We start from the raw sequence: 6,604 nt of genomic DNA, 5'->3' as shown, positions 1-6,604 counted from the left end.
TCATCGCTACTAGCAAAAGCTTGGTTGGCTAAGCCCAATTCAACTGCCTGTTTGCCTGTGATTTTTTCACCCATCACAAACACCTCAAAGGCACGCTGATAACCAATTTTTTGCGTCAGTAAAAGGGTGGAACCTGCTTCTGGCACCAAAGATAAATCCACAAATGGGGCTAATAATTTAGCGCTTTCTACGATATACACCAAATCACAATGAAGTAGTAGCGTCAAGCCAATGCCAACGCCTGAGCCTGTCACCGCTGCCACGATGGGTTTGGGATAATCGCCCAAAAACTGCACAAAATCTAACGCATTAAGCTTGGCATCGTCATTTTCTGCTTTGTTTAAAAAATCGACAAGATCATTACCTGCGGTAAAAAAATCACCGGTTGACGTAAACAAAATCACTCGAATATTATCGTCACTTTTTGCCTGCTCCATCGCAGTTTGTACGGCTTGGTACATGGCATTGGTTAGGGCATTTTTTTTATCAGCACGATTAAATTGGATTTCTAAAACGCCATTTTGCGTGTGAAAATTGACAAGTTGTTTCATGAAAGTGTTTACCTTAGTATCTCATCAGTGTCTAGTAGGTATCTAGTGCTAAAAACCAAGTCAACAATATAGCATTATTCTAAGCTGAGATTCTAAAATTAGTGAGACAATGACGGCAAAAAACTCAAACTGAAAAAAATTAAAACCAACGTACCAAGCGTTAGATACCATGCGTTCAGAAAATTTTAGCCAATAAAAAAGGCATTTAAATTAAATGCCTTTTTTTAATTGATATTTTAAATTGATTGCATAGTTAACTAATACAGCATTAACCAATACGGCGTTTACCAGTGGCTAGCTCATAAACGAATAGCACAATAATGGCACCAATTACTGAGAAAATTAGACCAGTAAAGCCACCATTGGCATTCATGCCTAGCATACCTGCTAAGAAACCGCCCACTAATGCACCAATAATACCCAGTACAATGGTAAGAATCCAACCCATTGCGTCGGCACCTGGCTTGATAGCACGGGCGATAACACCAACGATAAGACCCATGATAATCATATAAATAAAGCTCATTTTAACACTCCTCATTTTTTAACTTGTCTAGTTTTTAATTTGTTTTGTTGCTTAATCGATTGGCAGGCGTTACAGGGCTAAATTGTTATATTTATGGTTTTAACTAATAACTGCCTCTCTGATGACTGGTATTTTATAGACAAGCTACCCGCAGTTAAAATGTTGGTTTGTTAATTATGTAAGTTCTCTTTGACGTATTAAGAGGATTTTTTATTTAATGTAATGCTATGTCAGTAGAGACGATTAAATGTAAATTCCGTTATCTAGATTCGATTTCTTGATAAAGCGCAGCGTATTGCTGGGTGAGTTTATGTTTGGGGTCCAAATAAATCAGCGGTAAGCTTTGATGGTGGGATTGTTTCATGATAATCGAAGGGCTAAGTTTGGTGTTATACACAGGATAGCCTTCATTGACCAACGTTTGTACCACTTCTTTGGGTAAATTGGCACGTGGGTCAAACTGATTGACGATAATACCTTCAATTAACAAGTCACTATTATGGTCTTGGCGCGTCTCTAAGATATTTTGCACCAAGGTTTGCAGCGCGCGTTTGGAGAAAATATCACAATCAAACGGGACGATGACACGATCAGCCGCGATCAATGCCGACAAAGTAAAAAAGTTAAATGCCGGTGGCGTATCAATGTACACCCGATCAAACTGCTGCGTTAAAAGGCTTAAGCCGTCTTTTAATTTATAAATTTTATGTTTGCTTTCAAGGGGCTGCAAAATATCGGCAAGCATGGGACTGGCTGGAATCAGTGATAAATTATCAAATCGGGTGGTGTGAATGCAGTGCTCCAACCCTTGATTGCGACTACCCGTCATACCGCCAAATGGAAATGCAAACATCATCGGCATAGGGCTAGACGTCGCTTGCAGGGTTTGTGAAAAGAAATTTTCAATATTGGGTTCTGTGATATGCGCGGGATGAATGTCTGTGGCCGCATCGCCGATGATATATTGGGTAGCGTTGCACTGTGGATCAAGGTCGATGAGTAAGGTGCGCAAACCTTGATGAGCGCTCATCGCGGCAAGATTGACAGCAATGCTGGATTTACCAACACCGCCTTTTTGATTAAAAATGACTCGGGTAAGCATTGTGTAACCTAATATTTGTACAAATAATCATGAGTATGCTAAAAAATCACGATTTTTGCTAGCAAATTTATAAGGTTAGAACAGTTAGGCTTGCTGCAGTGCCTTCACCAGTCGACCATGAATACCTTCAAAGCCGCCATTTGACATCACAATCACCGCATCGTCATCGCCAATGTGCGCTGCAATATGCTCAATAATCGCATCGGTCGATGTCATCACTTGTTGGTTGGCAGCATTGCCAATAGCATCGGCGACTGACCAATCTAGATTGGCAGGTTGATACCAAATAACTTGGTCGGCGATACTCGCTGACGGCGCGAGTAAACCTTGGTGGGTGCCCAGTTTCATGGTGTTTGAACGCGGTTCAATCACTGCCCAGATTTTACGGTTTGGGTTATCCGCAAAACGTTTTTTGGCACCATCAAGCGTGGTTTCAATGGCGGTTGGGTGGTGGGCAAAGTCGTCATAAACTTCTATCTGTTTGCCGTTGTTATCGATTGTGCCGACCAACTCCATACGGCGTTTGATACCCGCAAAATTGGATAAGGCTTCACAGGCTTGTGCAACTGATATGCCAACATTGTAGGCTGCTGCAATTGCCACTAAACCATTATTGACGCTATGTAGCCCGCTCATCTGCCAATTGACTTGTCCTTTGTGCCCCTCAAACATGACTTCGTATTGGCTTCCGTCTTGTTTCACTAGCTTGGCTTGCCAATCGGCGTGGGGATTAGTGCTAGCAATCGTTGTCCGCCAAATCGGGGTCCAACAGCCTTTTTTAAGGGTTTCTTCCAAGCTTTCGGTATCTGCTGGCATGATGATTTTGCCATTTGACGGTATCATACGTACCATATGATGAAACTGGGTTTGGATGGCGGCAAGGTTTGGGAAGATATCGGCGTGGTCGTATTCAAGGTTGTTTAAAATGGCGGTGGTTGGGCGATAGTGAACAAACTTAGAGCGTTTATCAAAAAAAGCACTGTCATATTCATCCGCTTCGATGACAAAATAACCTTCATGATCCGCAGTTTTATCACTACCCAAATAACTACTGTGGGCAAACGCTTGTTGTAGGCGTTCATCTTGGGTATCAACAAGTGGCACGCCACCAATCAAAAAGCCGGCATCAATGCCTGCATAGTGTAAAATCCATGCCAGCATCGTGGTAGTGGTGGTTTTGCCATGCGTGCCTGCGACGGCTAATACATGACGGTATTGCAATACCTGCTCTGCCAAAAACTGCGGGCCTGAGGTATAAGGAATACGCTCATTGAGCATATATTCAACCGCTTCGATGCCGCGCTTCATGGCATTGCCGACAATCACCAAATCAGGTGCAGGTTGTAAATGACTAGCGGCGTACCCTTGCATAATCTCAACACCCGCATTTTTAAGCTGGGTGGACATTGGTGGATAGACATTGGCGTCCGAGCCTGTCACGGTATGTCCAAGGTCACGCGCAAGCAGCGCCAACGAACCCATGAAGGTACCACAAATACCAAGAATATGAATGTGCATAAGTTTGCCTTAGGTCAAATACGCATTAGCGGCTAACCAAAGCCGCTAAACCTTGCTAAAAATTAACAATTTTAAAGGACAAATCATGCTTTGTCAGCTATTAAATCCAGTTGCAGGTTAACTTGCTCACAAACACCCATGTCTAGTTTTCGGCAACCCATCCTGCCAAAGAGGTACAGAAAAATAGTTTTACAAATTACAAAATAGTTTTACAAATTACTATGACAGTGCTAAGTTACTATAAATTCACCAAAATAGTGTTTTTGCACTATTTTTATGAAGTTAAAGCATTGAGGAGTGGTATGAAAAGCAGTGAGTTATTAAGCATTTTAAAGCAGTGTCATAGTAATGAGCCAGAGTTTATCCAAGCGGTCGAAGAATTTTGGGAAGATATCGCAGCGGTTTATGACCAATCCACTGTTTATCAACACCTTAATCTATTTGACCGCTTAACCAACCCCGACCGTGTTATTCAATTTCGTATCAACTGGGAAGATGACCAAGGCAATGTTCAAGTCAACCGCGGTTGGCGTGTGCAATTTAACAATGCATTAGGCCCTTACAAAGGCGGTATCCGTTTTCATCCCAGTGTGAATCTTTCGGTACTAAAATTTTTAGGGTTTGAACAAATCTTTAAAAACGCATTGACCGGTCTGCCCATGGGTGGGGGTAAAGGCGGTTCGGACTTTGACCCAAAAGGTAAATCAGACGCCGAAATCCGCCGATTTTGCTATGCCTTTATGCGCGAATTAGCGCCTTATATTGGTGCAGATATAGACGTACCTGCGGGTGACATCGGTGTCGGTGGCCGCGAAATTAATTATATGTTCGCTATGTATAAGACGCTTAATCGTGAGTTTACGGGGGTATTAACCGGTAAGACAGTGGGACAAGGTGGTAGCTTGATTCGTACCGAGGCAACCGGGTTTGGTCTTGTTTATTTTTTACAAAACATGCTAGAAGCCCATCATGACGATTTGATGGCTAAGACTGTCTTGGTCTCAGGTGCGGGCAATGTATCGCTACATGCGGCACAAAAATGTATTGAGCTTGGTGCACAAGTACTGACATTATCAGACTCAAAAGGTACCTTATATCTCAAGCAGGGCTTTACCTTAGAGCAAATTGAAGCGCTCAAAACTTATAAAGCGCAAGGCAAACGTTTAAAAGACTTCGTCGGCACCAGTGATGACGCAGAATGGATCGACGGTAGCCGCCCATGGCATATCAAAGCCGATATTGCCTTACCTTGCGCCACCCAAAACGAAATCAATGGGCACGATGCGCAAAATCTGGTCAATCATGGCGTTAAATACGTGGCAGAAGGTGCCAATATGCCCAGTGATGCCGATGCCATCGCCATTTTCCAAAGTAATGGCGTCATCTATGCGCCGGGAAAAGCCTCGAATGCCGGTGGGGTCGCGGTATCAGGTCTTGAGATGTCACAAAACTCGGTACGTCAATACGCAACCTTTGCGGTGCTTGATGAGCAATTAAAAACCATTATGAAAAATATCCATGACGATTGTTTTAACCATGGTAAACAAGCGGATGGGAGCATTGATTATAAAAAAGGCGCCAACCTAGCAGGCTTTAACAAGATTGCTAAAGCCATGGTGAATTACGGCATTTTATAATGTTAAAAAACCCCTCATTAACTTTAATAAATAAAAAGCTCCGTCATTGTGATGGCGTTTTTTATTGAAGCCATAGCAATCAGTCAGCACAAGCCTGAAAAAATTTAAAGCTGGTGCTAGGCAGCCAATTCACATTGAGTTTTTTGTTTTGTAATTGCACAAAGCCCACATGTCCACCATGCTGGCTATAAAGTAAGCGCACACAAGGTGACACATCGGCTTGGGTGGCAAGAATTCCCAAAAATGGGTCGTCTTTGGCAGTGATAATCAGCGTAGGTTTAGTGATGTTTTTGAGTACAGGTAGGGCAGACGCTTGGATGTAATAATTCGCCCCTGTGCCAAAACCATGGCGCGGCGCGGTATATAACTCATCAAACTCATCAATCATCTTGATATTTTTTAAGGCGTTGATTAGTGCTGGCTCGTCGACCTTTTTTAAGGCTTTTTGCAATAAAGGATTGAGCAAATAAGGCGTATACACCCGTTTGGCGACAAAACGATGCATGGCTTTTGCCGAAGTCGTCAAATCGACTGGCGCAGAAATCACCACCGCTGCTTCACAGGCAGCTGCATCGCCTTGCTCGCCCATATAACGCGCCAGCATATTGGCGCCGAGCGACACGCCACTGGCTACAATTCGGCTATAACCGTACTGAGTTTTTAGCAGGCCAAACATATGCACCGCTTCGGCAGTATCACCCGCGTTATAGTCCAATTCTGAGGTATTATCCACCCCGCCGCAGCCGCGAAAATGGACGATAACCGCATCATACCCCAATCGGTGCGCTTGGTGGGCAAAGGCAATGGCGTAATGGCTATCACTGCTGCCTTCAAGCCCATGAAACATCACCGCCAATGGCTTATCAAGGTTTGGCTGATTGTCGGTATTGGCAAATACAAAGTCATAAGCCACTTGGGTGGTGCCGGTACGGTCAGGGTGAAGGTGTCGCTGATAGTTAGGTTTTGGCAGTTTGATAAACTTGGGTAAAATAGTTTGAATGTGGGGATTGGCTAAGAAAAACGGGGTGCGAAATGGCGTTAGGGGTAGTTGATGAATGTTCATAATATGCCTAGTGATTGTTATGATTTTTGACTATTTTACGGCTTTTTGACAGTTTTTTCATGGTGACTTGTAAGGTAAGTTTAGGGTGTTTTATAGGTTTTTTTGAGAACAATTTTGCTAGGCTATCGCTTTTACGCTACTGCTGTGGTTATTGGCTTTTGGTTATTCACTGGCTTTCACAGTCCCGTAAAAGCCGATTTTTTCGCT

6 protein-coding genes are annotated in these 6,604 nt (G+C 43.3%); 1 reads left to right on the top strand and 5 read right to left on the bottom strand.

The features are described from left to right. The 4 genes from RT143_RS11950 to mpl form a co-directional block, all read right to left on the bottom strand. The coding region (locus RT143_RS11950; protein ID WP_313093268.1) for an enoyl-CoA hydratase-related protein at positions 1 to 551 on the bottom strand (551 nt) is incomplete at its 3' end. A 268-nt stretch (positions 552 to 819) separates the two neighbouring features. After that, positions 820 to 1,077: a GlsB/YeaQ/YmgE family stress response membrane protein gene (locus tag RT143_RS11945; protein ID WP_036601338.1), complete on the bottom strand. Its 258-nt coding sequence runs from the start codon at positions 1,075 to 1,077 to the stop codon at positions 820 to 822. Positions 1,078 to 1,336: 259 nt separating this feature from the next. Continuing rightward, on the bottom strand, positions 1,337 to 2,179 hold the full coding sequence (locus tag RT143_RS11940; protein ID WP_313093267.1) for a ParA family protein: 843 nt from the start codon (positions 2,177 to 2,179) through the stop codon (positions 1,337 to 1,339). An 84-nt stretch (positions 2,180 to 2,263) separates the two neighbouring features. Then, the gene (gene mpl, locus RT143_RS11935; RefSeq protein WP_313093266.1) at positions 2,264 to 3,697 is read right to left on the bottom strand and encodes a UDP-N-acetylmuramate:L-alanyl-gamma-D-glutamyl-meso-diaminopimelate ligase; all 1,434 of its coding nucleotides are present in this window, start codon (positions 3,695 to 3,697) and stop codon (positions 2,264 to 2,266) included. Between the two features lie 302 nt (positions 3,698 to 3,999). Here mpl and gdhA point away from each other — a divergent pair, with 302 nt between their 5' ends. Beyond that, positions 4,000 to 5,334, top strand: a complete 1,335-nt coding sequence (gdhA, locus tag RT143_RS11930; RefSeq protein WP_313093265.1) for an NADP-specific glutamate dehydrogenase — start codon at positions 4,000 to 4,002, stop codon at positions 5,332 to 5,334. A 79-nt stretch (positions 5,335 to 5,413) separates the two neighbouring features. Here the strand turns inward: gdhA and RT143_RS11925 are convergent, their stop codons facing one another. Further along, positions 5,414 to 6,397 carry a YheT family hydrolase gene (locus tag RT143_RS11925; RefSeq protein ID WP_313093264.1) on the bottom strand — a complete coding sequence of 328 codons (984 nt, stop codon included), beginning with the start codon at positions 6,395 to 6,397 and terminating at the stop codon, positions 5,414 to 5,416. Positions 6,398 to 6,604: the final 207 nt, after the last annotated feature.

This window comes from Moraxella sp. CTOTU48268, assembly GCF_032069585.1.
Lineage (GTDB): Bacteria > Pseudomonadota > Gammaproteobacteria > Pseudomonadales > Moraxellaceae > Faucicola > Faucicola cinerea.
The sequence above is the reverse complement of the archived record's forward strand: the minus strand, read 5'-3'. Positions and strand labels throughout refer to the sequence as shown.